This is a genomic window from Mucilaginibacter galii (assembly GCF_014635825.1).
Classification (GTDB): Bacteria; Bacteroidota; Bacteroidia; order Sphingobacteriales; family Sphingobacteriaceae; genus Mucilaginibacter; species Mucilaginibacter galii.
The window spans coordinates 65,392-81,408 of sequence record NZ_BMDO01000006.1 but is presented as its reverse complement, the minus strand read 5'-3'; the positions used below and the strand labels follow the sequence as shown (position 1 = coordinate 81,408).

General features: G+C 42.1%; 12 protein-coding genes and 1 tRNA gene. 11 read left to right on the top strand and 2 right to left on the bottom strand.

Annotated elements, in window-relative coordinates:
* Positions 1-72: 72 nt before the first annotated feature.
* A complete protein-coding gene (locus IEV61_RS11805; RefSeq protein WP_188416889.1) occupies positions 73-1,032 on the bottom strand; it encodes a helix-turn-helix transcriptional regulator in 960 nt (319 codons plus the stop codon).
* Here IEV61_RS11805 and IEV61_RS11800 point away from each other — a divergent pair.
* The 6 genes from IEV61_RS11800 to fbp all read left to right on the top strand — a co-directional run bounded on the left by IEV61_RS11800 (position 998) and on the right by fbp (position 7,546).
* Positions 998-2,284 (top strand): FAD-dependent oxidoreductase, encoded by a 1,287-nt coding sequence (locus IEV61_RS11800; RefSeq protein WP_229747116.1) that lies wholly within the window; start codon positions 998-1,000, stop codon positions 2,282-2,284. The genes IEV61_RS11805 and IEV61_RS11800 overlap by 35 nt on opposite strands.
* Before the next feature lie 205 nt (positions 2,285-2,489).
* Positions 2,490-4,712 (top strand): phosphoribosylformylglycinamidine synthase subunit PurL, encoded by a 2,223-nt coding sequence (gene purL, locus IEV61_RS11795; RefSeq protein ID WP_188416887.1) that lies wholly within the window; start codon positions 2,490-2,492, stop codon positions 4,710-4,712.
* Entirely contained in the window at positions 4,713-5,102 is a 390-nt protein-coding gene (gene gloA2, locus IEV61_RS11790) for an SMU1112c/YaeR family gloxylase I-like metalloprotein (protein WP_188416885.1), read from the top strand.
* Between the two features lie 118 nt (positions 5,103-5,220).
* Positions 5,221-5,928, top strand: a complete 708-nt coding sequence (locus tag IEV61_RS11785; protein ID WP_188416883.1) for a tRNA1(Val) (adenine(37)-N6)-methyltransferase — start codon at positions 5,221-5,223, stop codon at positions 5,926-5,928.
* A 54-nt stretch (positions 5,929-5,982) separates the two neighbouring features.
* Positions 5,983-6,480 (top strand): metallophosphoesterase family protein, encoded by a 498-nt coding sequence (locus IEV61_RS11780; RefSeq protein ID WP_188416881.1) that lies wholly within the window; start codon positions 5,983-5,985, stop codon positions 6,478-6,480.
* A gap of 16 nt (positions 6,481-6,496) precedes the next feature.
* Positions 6,497-7,546, top strand: coding sequence for a class 1 fructose-bisphosphatase (gene fbp / locus IEV61_RS11775; RefSeq protein WP_188416879.1), 1,050 nt, complete (start codon positions 6,497-6,499; stop codon positions 7,544-7,546).
* A 62-nt stretch (positions 7,547-7,608) separates the two neighbouring features.
* Here fbp and rnhA read toward each other — a convergent pair whose 3' ends face one another.
* Positions 7,609-8,079, bottom strand: coding sequence for a ribonuclease HI (rnhA, locus tag IEV61_RS11770; protein ID WP_188416877.1), 471 nt, complete (start codon positions 8,077-8,079; stop codon positions 7,609-7,611).
* A 113-nt stretch (positions 8,080-8,192) separates the two neighbouring features.
* On the opposite strand from rnhA, the gene IEV61_RS11765 reads away from it, so the two are divergent.
* The 5 genes from IEV61_RS11765 to IEV61_RS11745 all read left to right on the top strand — a co-directional run bounded on the left by IEV61_RS11765 (position 8,193) and on the right by IEV61_RS11745 (position 16,006).
* Positions 8,193-8,266 (top strand) — tRNA-His (locus IEV61_RS11765).
* A 172-nt stretch (positions 8,267-8,438) separates the two neighbouring features.
* Positions 8,439-9,683: a phage integrase SAM-like domain-containing protein gene (locus tag IEV61_RS11760; protein ID WP_188416875.1), complete on the top strand. Its 1,245-nt coding sequence runs from the start codon at positions 8,439-8,441 to the stop codon at positions 9,681-9,683.
* Between the two features lie 545 nt (positions 9,684-10,228).
* Entirely contained in the window at positions 10,229-10,807 is a 579-nt protein-coding gene (locus IEV61_RS11755) for an RNA polymerase sigma factor (RefSeq protein ID WP_188416873.1), read from the top strand.
* 112 nt (positions 10,808-10,919) lie between these two features.
* Positions 10,920-12,053 carry a FecR family protein gene (locus IEV61_RS11750; RefSeq protein ID WP_188416871.1) on the top strand — a complete coding sequence of 378 codons (1,134 nt, stop codon included), beginning with the start codon at positions 10,920-10,922 and terminating at the stop codon, positions 12,051-12,053.
* A 278-nt stretch (positions 12,054-12,331) separates the two neighbouring features.
* Complete coding sequence (locus tag IEV61_RS11745) at positions 12,332-16,006, top strand: SusC/RagA family TonB-linked outer membrane protein (protein WP_188416869.1); 3,675 nt, start codon at positions 12,332-12,334, stop codon at positions 16,004-16,006.
* The last annotated feature ends 11 nt before the right edge of the window (positions 16,007-16,017 follow it).

Below are 16,017 nucleotides of genomic sequence, written 5' to 3'. Positions count from 1 at the left end.
TGTTTATACAATTTTAAATATGAAAAGCCATCCTAAGCATAGGATGGCTTTTCATATTTAAAATATCCTGGTTTAGTTAGAAGAGTATCTTTTGGGCTTGCTACCCGTATGCTGGGTAAAAACCCTCGAAAAATGACTAAGGTTGGTAAATCCTACTTGGTAACCCACCTCAGCCACGCTTAACCGCTTTTCTCTCAGTAATTGTGCGGCTTTTTGCATTCGCGCAAATTGGTAATATTCAAACACGCCCTTCCCAAAAGTATGTTTAAATAGTTTTCTTAATTTGGGTTCGCTCATGCCGGCATTTTTTGCCAGGGCTTTCACATTTGGCGGCTCATGTAAATATGCCAATAAATGGGTTTTTATAGCATAAATGGCTTTAATGTCATTAATGTGCATATTGCCAGAGGGTATAGCGTCCTGTTGCATTAGCAGAGTGAAAATATGACACAGCAGTTCCTTACATTTCAACTTACAGTACTGGCTTTCCATGCTTTCCGGAACCGGGCGCAATAGCATTTCGCTTGCGGTGGTAATAATTTCGGCAGAGATGCCGGTTTCAAATATAAAATTATTCGTGGCTTCTAAAACACTGCTAACTACCGGATGCTCTATGTGTGCAAACATCTGTTGCAAATAATGCTTTGAAGCCGCTATAGTTACGCTTTTGAAAGCGGTATTACGGGGCATAGCTATAATAGAAGACACCGCATGCCTGCAAATTACCATATTTGCCTGCTCGGGCAATAGTTCTTCTTCCGGATGTATAGGCGAAGGAAATATTCCGCTTAGTAAGAAAATGATATCTTCCTGGCCCTCAGCCAGCTCATTTGTGCGTTCTATGAAAACATCTTCTTTAAGGTGGTAATTCCGTATCATCATTCGCAAATCTCGTCCCCAGGCAAAGCCCGTTAGGTAGCCCGACCCTTTACTTTCAGGGATGTTTACGAAGCGGCCCAAAATTGTGGCACCTATTGCCCGAGCAAACTCTTTTGTGATGCCCGATCCATCATCGGTAATAGAAATTTTCATTTACGACTATTTTATGAGCGGAAGCAGCTATTTTGATTATAAATATATGCAGAATTTGCTGGTAATTAACAAACAAGTAAATTTAGAAAACATGTTATTGCAAGATAAACAAGTAGCCATTATAGGTGGTGGTCCTGGTGGGCTTACGCTGGCCCGGCTTTTACAGCAAACGGGAGTGAACGTAAAAGTATATGAGCGCGACGCTGACCAGTATTTTCGCCAGCAAGGAGCAACCCTCGACTTGCATTATGAATCGGGTTTAAAAGCACTGAGAGCGTGTGGATTAATGGATGAGTTTGAAAAACATTATCGCCCGGGTGCAGAAAGGGTGACCATTGTAGATAATAACGCCGTGGTTTATTACACTGAGCAAAACAAAGCACCCGTAATTAATTTAAATGATGAGCATGCGCGGCCCGAAATTGATCGAGGTCCCCTTCGTGACCTGCTCATTGCTTCGTTGCAGGCTGGCACGATGGTTTGGAATGCGAAGTTTGTTGAGTTGACAGCAATGGGTGAGGGCTGGAACATGATTTTTGAAGACGGCACTACCGCCTACGCCGACCTGGTAATCGCAGCAGACGGTGCCAATACAAAAATCAGAAAATATATAACCCACATTCCGCGTATATACTCGGGTTCTACCATTGTTGAAGGGAATATATATAACGCTGCAATGAATGCGCCCGGTTTATGGAAGTTAACCAATGGCGGTAAAGTTTTTGCACATTGGAACGGAAAAACCATCGTATTGAGTGCAAAGGGTGAAGGCTCACTTTCTTTTTACACCATTACCAAAGAAAGTGAAAGCTGGGTAATAGCTCCGGGCATTAATTTTAATACTAAAGAGGAAGTTTTTACCTGGTTTAAACAATGCTATGCCGATTGGAGTAATCACTGGCACGAAATATTTTCGACGGATGAATCTTATTTCGTTCATCGCCCGCAGTACTATTATCCTTCAAATCAAACCTGGACATCTCTTGTCAACTTAACTATGCTGGGCGATGCAGCACACCAAACACCGCCGTCGGGAGATGGTGTTAATCAAGCCATGTTGGATGCAGTTGATTTGCATGAAGCGTTTTTTTTAAAAAATAGCAGTAGCGTGCAAGAGGCAATAGCAGTGTTTGAAAAGAAAATGCTCAACCGAACTTCACTGGCAACAAACGAGGCGATGCAGTTGGTGGATGCCATGCTTTCAGAAGATAATCTTCAATTTATGGTTGATTTCTTCAATGATCTAAAGTAACATTGATTGGAGAACCAAGGCAAACCGATGGTCATTTATAAGCGGTAATGATAACAATGACTTAATAGTATCAAATTAAAGCAACGGGTATACTTTTAGTGTGATAAAATTACAGCATACAACAATTACTACAAATCAAAATTAAACCACCTGCTTTCGGTGCATTTTTCTAATTTTGCGCATCCATCCATCAAAACACAACATTGTGGAGCAAATTGAACTGACTACCGTTGATACGGCCAAAGATTTAGGCCTCCTGCCCGAAGAATACGATCGCATTATTGAAATCCTTGGACGTGTTCCTAACTTTACCGAACTTTCTATTTTTTCGGTAATGTGGAGCGAGCACTGCTCGTACAAAAACTCCATTAAATGGTTAAAAACCCTTCCGCGCGATGGCGCCCGCATGCTGGCTAAAGCCGGTGAAGAAAACGCAGGCGTGGTTGACCTGGGCGATGGTATTGGCTGTGCCTTCAAAATAGAATCGCATAACCACCCTTCGGCTTTAGAGCCTTATCAGGGTGCGGCTACCGGTGTTGGTGGTATTAACCGCGATATTTTTACCATGGGTGCACGCCCAATTGCGCAGTTAAATTCCCTGCGTTTTGGCGACATTAACCTTGATCGTACCAAATGGTTAATTAAAGGCGTGGTAAAAGGTATTGGCGATTACGGCAATGCTTTTGGTATTCCAACCGTTGGTGGTGAGTTATTCTTTGATGAATGCTATAACGTTAATCCGTTAGTTAATGCAATGTCGGCCGGTATATTAAAGGCCGAGGATATGGTATCTGCTACTTCTTACGGCGTAGGTAACCCGGTATTTATCGTAGGTTCATCAACAGGTAAAGATGGTATACACGGGGCGGCATTTGCCTCTAAAAATATAACTGAAGATTCGGTGAACGATTTGCCGGCCGTACAGGTAGGTGATCCGTTCCAGGAAAAATTATTGTTAGAAGCTTCGTTAGAAGTGATAAAAACCGGTGCCGTAATAGGTATGCAGGATATGGGCGCTGCCGGTATCATTTGCTCCAATTCCGAAATGTCGGCCAAGGGCGAGCATGGTATGGTAATTTGGTTAGACAAAGTACCAACCCGCCAGGAAAACATGAAGCCATTTGAGATCTTGCTGTCAGAATCACAAGAGCGTATGTTGATTGTGGTAAAGAAAGGACAGGAGGCAGAAGTGCAGGCCGTATTTGATAAATGGGACCTGAACTGTGTGCAAATAGGTGAAGTTACCGATACCAAGCGTTTGGAGTACTTCATGAACGGCGAGAAAGTTGCCGATGTACCTGCCGATGATTTAGTATTGGGCGGTGGTGCCCCGGTTTACGAACGCGAATACCGCGAGCCTGCTTACTATCAGGAATATCAAAAATTTAATATAAACGACGTACCTGTACCTGAAAATTTGGTTGATGTGTCGGAGCATTTAATAGCTCATCCAAACATCGCATCCAAACGTTGGGTAACCGATCAATACGATAGCATGGTAGGCACCGCCACCATGACCACCAACCGTCCGAGCGATGCTGCCGTAGTTGCCGTAAAAGGTACTGATAAGGCTATTGCCCTGACGGTTGACTGTAACTCGCGCTATGTAAATGCCGACCCACAAAAGGGTTGTGCTATTGCCGTAGCTGAGGCTGCCCGTAACATTGTATGCTCTGGCGGCGAGCCGGTGGCTATTACCAACTGCTTAAACTTTGGTAATCCTTATGTGCCCGAAGTTTTCTGGCAGTTTGTGGGTGCCATTAAAGGTATGGGCGAAGCCTGCCGCAAGTTCGAAACCCCGGTAACCGGCGGTAACGTAAGCTTTTATAACCAAAGTACCGATGATGGTCCGGTTTTCCCTACGCCAACTATTGGTATGCTGGGTGTGCTCGATCATATTGATAACATCATGACGGCCGACTTTAAACAGCCGGGTGATTTTATCTACCTCATTGGCGAATCGCAGAACGACATTGCTTCATCTCAATACTTAGCTTCCTACCATAAAATTGCTGCTTCACCTGCGCCTTATTTCGATTTGGATAAGGAATACGATATGCAGCAGCTGGTTAAAGAACTGATTAAGCATAAGGTAATTGCCTCTGCCCATGACGTGGCCGATGGTGGTTTGTACATTGCTTTGCTGGAATCTTCTATGCCGTTAGGCCTAGGCTTTGATATCGCTACTGATGTGGAGATACGTAAAGATGCCTTCCTTTTTGGCGAAGCGCAGGGCAGGGTAGTGGTAAGTGTATCTCCTGAAGAGCAAGACCGCTTTACCGAAATGATGGCTACCAGTGAGGTTGAGTATACTATGCTGGGTAATGTTACCAACGGTTTCCTGAACGTAGATGAAGAACTTTACGGCCATGTAACCGATATTAAATTGGTTTACGATAACGTACTGCACGTAACCTTAGGTGAGTAAATGCTGGGGTTAAAGCACATACACCACGTAGCTATCATCTGCACTAATTATGAGCAGAGCAAGCATTTTTATGTGGAGATAGTGGGTTTAACCGTATTGCAGGAAGTTTACCGCTCCGAAAGACAATCATACAAGCTCGATCTGGAAATTGCAGGCCGATACCAGATCGAGCTTTTTTCTTTCCCCAATCCTGCTGCCCGTCCGTCAAGACCCGAAGCCACTGGGTTGCGTCACCTGGCCTTTGCAGTGGATAACATTGAAGATGCCGTAGCACACTTGCAGGTTAACGGCGTAACAACCGAACCTATCCGTATAGACGAGTACACCCAAAAGCGCTTCACTTTTTTTGCCGACCCCGATGGCTTGCCGTTGGAGTTGTATGAGGGGTGAGTGGAGATTGTTAGGTTTGTCATGCTGAGCTTGTCGAAGCATTCGCCGCTTTGTTAAGTCTTAGACAAGCTCAGACTGACAACAGATAACACCAAACAGACAACCTATTTAATCGCTCATGTCTATCTTCCGCTTTAAGCAATTCAATGTAAACCAAAGCGGCTGTGCCATGAAGGTAAATACCGATGGCGTATTATTAGGTGCATTGGCTAAAGGTGAAGCGGCTAACATGCTGGATATTGGCACAGGTACCGGCGTTATTGCGCTGATGTTAGCACAGCGCTTCCCCATAGCTAAAATTGATGCTGTGGAACTTGATACAACCGCATCTCAAACCGCTGAAAGTAATTTCATAGATTCTCCTTTTGCAAACAGGTTAACGCTTTACCCGCAAAGTTTCCAAGACTACTTTACGGCAAATGTCGGATTGAAATACGATCTCATCGTTTCTAATCCGCCATTTTACATCCAGTCGCTGCCATCGCCGGGGGCGGGTAAAGCGATGGCCAAACACGCCGGTGATAGCTTCTTTTCAGAACTGATACAGGGATGTGCCGGGCATTTGCATGAAAGCGGTAGTTTATGGCTTATTTTACCAACATACACTGCTACGCTGGTGAAAGAATTAGCTATCATACAGCAGCTATACGTTCAGCACATCGTTTATGTGTTGTCGTACCCGCACTCTGTCCCTCACCGCCAGATACTGAAACTCGGCCATCAGCAAACAGAAATTATTGAGGAGCGTTTAATTATATATAACGAGCCGAAAGTTTACAGTAACGACTATCAAACCGTATTAAAAGACTTCCTGACTATATTTTAGTAGCGCTGTTTTTGTCTGTATTCTAATATTCTTTACCCTTGATTCTTAAATTCTATGACCCGTATTGGCCTGATCTCAGATACGCACAGCTATCTGGACGATGCTGTTTTTAAATATTTTGCCGATTGTGATGAGATATGGCATGCCGGCGATTTTGGTACCCTCGAACTGGCCGACCAACTGGCCGCCTTTAAACCGCTACGCGGTGTTTACGGAAATATAGACGGTACAGACATTCGACAGGTATACCCCGAAAACCTACGGTTTAATTGTGAAGATGTGGATGTATGGATGATCCACATTGGTGGTTACCCTGATAAATATAGCCCTGTCGTAAAGCGTACTATTTACACTAAGCCTCCCGGGCTTTTCATTAGCGGGCATTCTCATATCTTAAAAGTAATGTTTGATAAAAAGATCAATTGTTTTCATTTAAACCCCGGAGCGGCTGGAAAACAGGGATGGCACAAAGTAAAAACGTTGATGAAATTTTGCATAACTGGAAAAAAAATTCATAACTTGGAGGTCATAGAACTAAAAAATACTATGTAATAAATACACTAAGCCTATGAAAGCAGTAAAAACTTTAGGACAATTCATCATTGAGAAGCAGGCCGACTTTCCTTATGCCAAGGGTGAGCTGTCGCGTTTACTTCGTGATATTGGCATTGCAGCCAAAATAGTTAACCGCGAAATTAACAAAGCCGGGCTGGCCGATATTATTGGTGAAGCCGGAACCACCAACATACAGGGAGAAGGTCAGAAGAAACTGGATGTTTACGCCAACGAGCAATTTATAGCCGCCCTGCAAAGTGGTGGCGAGTGCTGTATTGTGGTAAGCGAAGAGAATGATGAATACATTTACATAGATTCTGAAATATCTAAAAACGCCAAGTACATTGTAGCTATCGACCCTTTAGACGGTTCGTCAAACATTGATGTGAACGTTGGTGTGGGGACTATCTTTTCTATATTTCGCCGCAAATCGGTAGGGGGCAAGGCCACTTTAGAGGATGTGTTGCAAAACGGTACCGAGCAAATTGCTGCTGGTTATGTGATCTACGGTTCTTCTACGATGATGGTTTACACTACGGGTAAAGGTGTTAATGGATTTACTTTAGATCCATCGATAGGGGAGTTCTGCCTGTCGTACCCTAATATGCAAATTCCGGCAGATGGTTACATCTACTCTATCAATGAGGGTTATTATACCCACTTTCCCGATGGTATCAAAAAATACATCAAATATTGCCAGGTAGAAGACGATAAAACCCGCCGCCCTTACACCTCACGTTATACCGGCTCCATGGTGGCCGATTTGCACCGCAGTTTAATTAAAGGTGGTATATTTATGTACCCCATTACGGCACAAGCACCTAACGGTAAACTGCGTTTGGTGTACGAGTGTAACCCAATGGCATTTATTGTGGAGCAAGCCGGTGGCAAGGCCAGCAACGGTTATGAGCGTATTTTAAAGCTTGATGTTACCGAACTGCACCAGCGCTCGGCCATTATGATAGGATCAACCAATATGGTAGAAAAAGCCGAAGAAATGCTGGCTTGCTTTTCACCGCAGGTTACCAAGCGTAACTTTGATGGTGTGGTTACTATACAGTAGAGTTCCTCCCTGGCTCTCCCCGGGAGGGAGCAGTAAGATAAGTTCTCCCTTCCGGGGAGGACTTAAGAGGGGTTTCCTTTCGCCGATTCCATTTCAAATACCGAATCAACTAACAGATCGCGCTGTTGTGAGGCGGCTACGGCCAGGCGGTCGCAGCGTTCATTCTCAGGATGACCGGCATGGCCCTTTACCCATTTAAAGCGAACGTTGTGCAGTTTGCTTATCTCCAGATAGCGCAGCCACAGGTCTTTGTTTTTTTTACCGGCAAAGCCTTTGTTTACCCAGCCGTTCAACCAGCGTTTTTCAATAGCATCAATAACATACTTTGAGTCAGAAAATACAGTGACCTGCTGGTTCGGAGCTTTCAACGCTTCGAGGCCTTTAATTACAGCCAGCAACTCCATACGGTTGTTGGTTGTTTTGCGGAAACCCTCGCTCAATTCTTTATAATGTTGGCCGGCACGTAGCACCACGCCGTAGCCGCCAGGGCCGGGGTTACCGCTTGAGGCACCGTCTGTAAAAATTTCGATCATAAATTAAATGCAATGATAGGAAAATGGCCGCTTTGAAGCCAGCAATAAATATTTAAAAAAAGGGTTTGCAAACAGCGTAAAGATTTCTATTTTTGTACCCGCAAGCAAGCACGGTAGATGTAGCTCAGTTGGTTAGAGCATCGGTTTGTGGTACCGAGGGTCGTGGGTTCGAGCCCCATCATTTACCCATTTCTAAAAAGCCTTTTTACAGTAGTAAAAGGGCTTTTTTTATGCCCTAGGGGCAGATTTTCAATAAAACAAAGTTCGTCAGATGAAAAACTGATGCGTTGTGTTAAACACGAAAATCTGCTCAACTTGACGAAAATGTTTTACAAATGTTTTACAACGGACTCGTCATTATGGCAACAATTAAGGAAGTGGTTCTCAAACACCACAAAAAAGAGGATGGTACTTACAATATTAAGTACCGGTTGACTCACAATCGAAAAACAACTTACATCAACACCAACCATTTTGTTGATGAAAAACAACTCAAAAAGGACCTTACAGTAAAAGATAAATTTTTGCTTTCCGTGATTTCTAATGATGTTGCGGTTTACAGGAAAAAGCTACTGGATCTTGATCACCTGCTCATACACCTTGATGTAAAGGATCTGGCTGATCGGCTCACTCAAGTTGAGGAAACCCGTGTTATTGATTTTATAGAATTTGCGAGGCAATATATCAGTGAATTGCAAAATGAAGGCCGCAATGGCACTGCCTACCCTTTGGCAACCGTTACAAATAGCCTTTGCGATTATTTCAACACTCAAATAGTTGAAATAGAAAGGATAAATGTGCTTATGTTACCTGATTACGAAAAGTACCTACGAAAAGAAAGGAGGTATAAACGTAAAAACCAATTTGGTAAAGAAGTCAATTACATTAGTAAAGGGTTATCCGATTCAGGTCTTCATAATCATATGCGTGATCTGAGGACGCTTTTTAATGCTGCGAGGGATAAGTTTAATGATGAGGATCGTGGGATGATTAGAATCAAGCATTACCCATTTAAAAAATACAAAATTGCTGAAGCACCGATGACTGGGAAACGAGCATTGAACATTGAGCAGATCAATAAGATTCGCAGGTTTGAATGCACTCCTGGTTCGCGTGCTGAATTAGCTAAAGATATTTTCATGCTGTCTTTTTACCTATGTGGTATGAACGCAAAGGACATTTACGGGATTAAGAACTCCTCAATTGTTGCGGGCAGAATTAACTACAATAGGTCAAAGACCAAGACAAGAAGAAAAGACAATGCGTTTATCAGTATTACACTCATTCCCCAGGCAGCTCTCATCTTATTTAAGTATATAAATCGACTTCCTATAAGATATGCAGATTCTAATAATTTTAATAAAGCCTTAAGTAAAGGATTAAAAGTAATTGGTGATGAAATAGGTATTACTTCATTGACTATGTATTGTGCTCGCCATTCATTTGGAAGTATTGCACGAAACCAGTGTAGATTTTCTAAGGACGATGTTGCCTTTGCTCTTAATCACGTAGACCAAACCACAAAAACTACCGATATCTATATAACGCCTGATTGGCAGATTATTGATGAGGTTCAACAGAAAGTGGTATCATTCCTCACTTAATAATTTCGTGAGAAATAGCGTTTAGTAGGATGAAATGATTAAGAGTCAGATGCTCTACCAGCTGAACTAAGAAGTCATTCAATACACAATTAATCACAAAACGTCGTTTTTGGATTTTCAAGGGCTCATTTATAAAATTATATCTTCTATTTATATTTTTAAAAATGCAGTCTAAAAAACTCTGTGACGTATTTGTGACGCTTTTAAAAAATTTGTCGAGTGTATTTTCATATAAGTAGCTTGTTTAACAATCTACGAGAATCTGTGCGTAAGCTAAAGAGGAGTGTTGGGTTTATAATAATAGAAAGAAAAACGGGCATGTATTTATCGGCTATTACTAGATAGAAACTGAAGCTATAAAGCAAATGTGTGAGGTAGCAGAGAGGATTGATTGGCTTATGATCCCTATACTAAGATAAATAGGAATAAGCGTGCTGATTTAAATAAAATAGATAGTAACAGACATTGTTTAAATGCCGAATATATAACGAGAAGATTTTTTTATGATATTTTATTTACCTTAGGATTATTTTAATTCAATAAACTTGGTTTCTCTGGTCGCGACTACTGATGATGTTCTTATTTCCTTGCTTCGCGAAGGTAACGAAGAAGCCTATACTGAGATATACAACCGATATAAGTGGCTATTGCATACACATGCTTACAAAAAATTAGGTGATAGAGACGCAGCCAACGATATAGTGCAGGACCTTTTCACCAATTTGTGGTTAAAACGCGAAGATATTTTTTTAAACACTACCTTATCGGCTTATTTGTACACGTCGATACGTAACAGGGTTCTGAATATTATCGAACACCGCATTGTTGAATCAAAATACATGGATTCTTTATCAGCGTTTGTTAAAGATTTTGTTCCACCAGCTGATCATTTGGTACGACAGAACGAATTTAGTGCAATAATAGATAAAGAAATCGCTGCCCTTCCTTCAAAAATGCGGGAAGTTTTTGAATTGAGTCGAAAATCATATTTAACACATAAAGAAATCGCGGAAAAACTTGGTATTTCGGAACAAACTGTAACAAAGCAGATAAAAAATGCCCTGAAAGTTCTAAGAATTCGCCTCGGTCTAATTGCTTACATTATTTTGATAAGTAGATTATAGATTAATGAACTAAATCTTAAATAATTATAAATTTATTTCTTTTTCATCTACCCCTTACCTCTCCCTTTTCCTGTCATGTATATAATTAAGGATGAAAATCTGAAAATTATATATGACAGATCAACAAATTACTGAATTAATAAAGAAATACAATGCAGGATATGCCTCGGATAACGAAAAAGCATTGATTGAAGCGTGGTATTTACAATTTGAACAAAAAGACATACCGCAACTTTCCGATGATCAAAGACAGAGCGACCTTGATAACATTTGGAAAAATCTTCCTGTTAATAGGGCGAAGATTAAACGCATAGGTACCTGGTACCGCGTAGCCGCTGCTGCTATGCTGCTTGCCTTTCTATCTGTCGGTATTTACCTATCAAAGTATCAGGAAATAAAACAAGGCAACGTCATTAATGAAATTTCACGTATTGCTAAACCGGGTGGCAATAAGGCGGTATTAATTTTAAGCAATGGCCAGCAGATAGTGTTAACTGATGCGGAAAACGGCCAGGTCGCTAAGCAGGGTAATGCTACCATTAGTAAAACAGCGGACGGAAAAGTGGTTTACAACTTCCGTCAGGCTGCTGATCCAGGCGTTCAGGAGCAAAATACGATTGCTACACCAGCTGGCGGAACCTATGAACTCACACTGTCCGATGGAACCAAAGTTACATTGGATTCACATTCATCCTTGCGCTATCCTGTTGCTTTCAACGGTGCAGACCGTAAAGTGGAGCTTACCGGACAGGCCTATTTTGAAGTTGCACACAACAAAACAAAGCCATTTAAAGTCACCAGTATCGGGCAAACGGTTGAGGTGCTTGGTACACACTTTAATATCAATGCGTATACAAATGAAGGGACTATTACCACGACCTTGCTGGAAGGGAGTGTAAAGGTATCGAATGCTGATAAAACCGCTATGTTGAAGCCCGGTCAGCGTTCCATGCTATCACGGATTAGCGGTACTGCTCCCATCAGTGTGAACGACGCGGACGTAGAAACCACCATAGCCTGGAAGAATGGCCTTTTTCGTTTTAAACGTGCCGACTTGCAAACAGTAATGCGGCAGTTTGCAAGGTGGTATGATGTTGAAGTGGATTATGAGGGCGAAGTTCCTGATGTAGCGATAACCGGTAAAGTACAGCGTGCATCCAATGCATCGCAGGTGTTAACGATACTTAACAAATTAGGTATAAAATTCAGAGCCGAGGGCAAGAAGATCACTGTCCTGCAGAAATAAAGAAATAATTAATTAAACTATTAACCCCAAAATCCAGAGTAATATGGCCAATTATTTACGACAACAGCGATAGCCGCAAAAGGGAGCCATAAAAAACCGCGGATGTGTTGACGCACAGCCACGGTAGATTTTGGACTAACCCTTCCCGTTACCGGGAAAAACAAAATTTGAACTGAGTTTAGTGTATTAATCCAAACATCACAAATGTAATGAATTTTCGTGCTATTTTAATAGCCATGCCTTTGGCATGGCCTAACCTTAAACAACTCCTTAGAATTATGAAGTTGTCAACACTACTGCTCCTGATCGGTTTTTTACAAGTAAGTGCAAAAAGTTTTAGTCAGGTAACTCTTTCTGAAAAACACTCGCCTTTAGAAAAGGTTTTGTCAAAAATAGAAAAGCAAACAGGTTATAATTTTATTTATGATGAGGATAAATTAAAAGTCCCCTTTATAAATGTAAGCGTACATAACGTGTCTATTGAAAAAGCACTTGACGCATGTTTTACCGGTTTACCGGCTACCTATTCTATAATTGGTAATACCGTTATTTTGAAGCCAGCCTCCCCATCAGTATTAGAAAAAATCAGATCATTTCTATCATTTTCTATACCGGTGAAAGGCATTATAACCGACACGGCTGGTAACCCGCTTAGGGGCGCTACGGTTTTTTTTGTCAAAAAGGCCAAAGGCCAGCCTACGCGTAATGCTAAACCCTTAGTTGCTACGTCTCCTATTGTGGTTGGTGGTAGTGAAGGTATGCTGGTTCCCTCTGAAGCAAAGGCACCAGCCACTTCCGGCGACTTAACCTACATGACTGACAATACGGGGAGTTTCAATTTCGATGCCGAAGTTGGGGATGAATTAGGCATATCGTACATCGGCTATAAAACCGTGATCATTAAGGTTACGGAGAAAATGCCATTTCAAAATATAGTGCTGCATAGCAACACTATGCAACTGGTTGAAGTTAGAGTACAGACCGGCTATCAAACATTATCAAAGGAACGTGCTACAGGTTCATTCTCGAAGCCAGATATGAATGTGTTCGGAAATCGTTCTAGCTCGCTCGATGTGATAAGCAGGCTGGAGGGGCAGATACCAGGACTAGTTCTTACGCCTATTGGGCTAACAAACGGTTATGACTTTGACCCGACCACAGGAGCTAAAACACAAAGGGCTGTAATAAGGGGTGAAAACACCATTCGATTAAATTCGCAACCTTTATATGTAGTAAACGGCGTTATTGTACCAGATTTTAGCGTAGTAAACGTTGACGACATTGCAGATGTTACCGTATTAAGAGATGCTGCCGCTGCTGCTATATGGGGCGCACGAGCTGCGAACGGGGTGATCGTAGTGACAACTAAAGGGGGTGCCAAAAATCAAGGATTAAAAATTGCCTATAATGGATTCATTAATTTTGAAGGCAAGCCTGATTTTGATTATGCACGCAAAAGATATTTAAGCAGCAGCCAGTATATTGATGTAGCAAAGCAACTATTTGATCCGGTAAACTACGACTATGGATCAATCAACAGCCAATACAATTTTTACGGGCCTATTGCTCCAAGCTTGCAGGTGCTTTATAATCAACAGCAGGGACTGATATCAGCAGCCACTGCAAGTGCGCAGTTAGATAGCATGGCAAGAATAGATAATTCAAGTCAGGTTAAAGATTTGTTTTACCGTAATGCCTATACTACGAATCATACCCTTTCTGCTTCCGGAGGTACACGTACCTATTCCGTATATGGTTCTTTAGGGTACGCTAATTCGCAATCTTCGGCCATTGGCACTGGTAACAGCGCCTATAAAATAAACCTTAGCCAGTCGTTTACACCTAACGATCGTTTTTCCTTCTCTTTATCAACACAGCTGGCTAACAATACCAGTTCATCTAAAAGCGGACTCAGCCTTGGAGCTGATGTATTACCTTATCAGTTGTTTAACGATGCCAACGGTAACCCTATCAACATACCTTACCTCTCAGGTTGGACTCCGGATGTTATTAAAGATTTATCTGCACAAAGTGGTATCGACCTGGGGACTTACCAACCTTTTGACGAGCTAGATTACAAGAGAAGAAAATCCAACACCTACGCTGTAAATGTGGTAGGTAATGCATCTGTAAGGTTATGGAAAGGATTGAAATACCTGGGTACCTACGGCTATTCTGTGTCGCCAACATCAATGATTTCTACTCAGGACAATAAAGCATTTAGCTACCGTAAGCAATTGCTGGACAATGCCTTTGCAGGAAGTCCACCGACATATCTTATCCCGGTGGATGGCCAGTACTACGAATCCGCTAATAATAACCAGCGTCGCTGGACAGTACGCAACCAATTGGCTTATAACTATTCTGGCAGAGGCGGTAATGACCTGCTATCCTTACAAGGCGGACAGGAAGCGAACGAATTATTCAGCACCGGAAGCACAAGGTCAATTTATGGCTATGATCCACAACTGCAAACGTATCCTTTACTGGATTATTATACATTAAATCAAGGTGTGTTCGGCACGATAGGCGGCTTTGGCGGTTTCGTAAATCAACCATTTCGAGAAGATGAAACTACAACCAGATACAGTTCTTACTTTGCACTGGCCAGCTACACGTTAAACAATAAGTACAGCATTGATGCAAGCTGGAGAACAGACCATAGTAACTTGTTCGGTAGCGATGTATCTGCCCAAAACAAGCCTGCCTATAGTGCTGGCTTAAAGTGGAACGTTAAAAACGAGCCATTTATGGCGGGTGTTAAGTGGCTTGATGCGCTTGCCCTTCGCGGTACCTATGGCGTGATGGGGAACTCACCATATGCCGGTGGCGCTACAGTTTATGATGTATTATCCGCAGAACAGACGAACTATCTCTATTCCCTTATCGGCGGCCCTGCTTACCGGTTATCAGGTGCGCGGAATAGCAAGCTGAGCTGGGAAGCTACCCATACCACTAACATTGGCGTTGATTTCGCCGTTTTACAATCGCGCCTTTACGGCTCTGTTGAATACTATCACAAAAAAACAATCGACTTGCTCGGCGACTCTCCGGTTAATTTTTTCACAGGGTCTACCTCTTCAACCGCAAATATCGGCAAGCTAGTGAACAATGGGATCAACATAACCTTGAACAGTACAAATGTAACAAGCAGGAACTTTACATGGCAAAGCAGCCTAATTTTGGGCCGCAATACGAATAAGATTGTTGAATATGAAATACCTACCAGTTCACAAAATGCTCCTTCATACTTAATAAGTGGTGCATATGTTGTTGGCTATTCCCGTAATTCGCTTTTTGCCTATAAATATGCCGGGTTGAACAATCTGGGTTACCCGCAGGTATATTTAAAAGACGGCTCATTTACGTCCGATCCCAATAAACCAACACGTGATGACCTGATATACATGGGAACTACCATTCCTAAAGTAAACGGTGGTTTCAGCAATAATTTCAGGTACAAGCAATTCAGGCTTGCTGTAAATATGTATTACAGCCTGGGTGGGAAAATGCGCAGGGATATGAACCCGACTTACAATGGCTTTATCAGTACCTCCAACAATTTGGGCGGAAATTTAAATGTTGAGTTTCTGGAACGCTGGCAAAAGCCCGGTGATGAAAAAACAACTGATATACCCGGATATTTATCAGTAGAGAACAGCAGCGCCCGTAACACCCAGTTTTATACTGCTGCAGATATTAATGTAGTAAGCTCTTCTTACCTCAAGTTAAATGAGGCGTCGTTAAGTTATGATCTTTCTCCAGGAGTATTACGCTTATTAAAGGTAGGAAGCGCATCAGTACGCTTGCAGCTTAACAACGTTTTACTTTGGAAAGCAAATAAATTTGGCATTAATCCAGAATTCCAGGATCCTAATGCCTTTTACGGCGGTGCACGCATTATGCCAATTAATCAACACACGATTACGCTGGGTGCAAACATTAATTTTTAACCACTAACAAA